Source organism: Pseudoalteromonas sp. S1609 (assembly GCF_005887255.1).
In the GTDB taxonomy this organism is placed as follows: Bacteria; Pseudomonadota; Gammaproteobacteria; order Enterobacterales; family Alteromonadaceae; genus Pseudoalteromonas.
The window spans coordinates 1-442 of sequence record NZ_PNDJ01000178.1 but is presented as its reverse complement, the minus strand read 5'-3'; the positions used below and the strand labels follow the sequence as shown (position 1 = coordinate 442).

The following is a 442-nucleotide window of genomic DNA, read 5'->3' as shown; positions in this document are numbered from 1 at the left end:
GTAGCGGGCAAACGAAGGTGCCGTTAATTATAGTCAGCACAACCGTGTTACTTAACTTTATACTCGATCCGTTATTCATATTTGGCTATGGTCGTTTTGAGGGGCTTGGTGTGATGGGCGCTGCGCTAGCAACATTGGTTACACAGAGCTTAGCGGCGCTTGCGGGCATCATTATTTTTTTACGTGGTCGTCATGGTATTCAATTACAGCTAAAAAGCTTTTACCCCGATTGGCACTATATTAAGCGCGCTTTTTTCTTGGGAGCGCCTGGCTCTATTGAATTATCGACACGTGCATTTGGTTTGATCATCATGTCATTTCTAGTTGCCAGCTTTGGTACTACGACAATTGCTGCTTATGGTGTTGGCTCTAATATTTTGCAAATGGTAATGATCCCCGCTATGGGCTTATCAATGGCGGTATCAACCTTGGTTGGGCATAT

Annotated in this window: 1 protein-coding gene; it reads left to right on the top strand. The window is 44.3% G+C overall.

Annotated features, from left to right (window positions below; all coding sequences use genetic code 11):
• Positions 1-17: 17 nt before the first annotated feature.
• The coding region (locus CWB76_RS19330; protein WP_249363200.1) for an MATE family efflux transporter at positions 18-442 on the top strand (425 nt) is incomplete at its 3' end.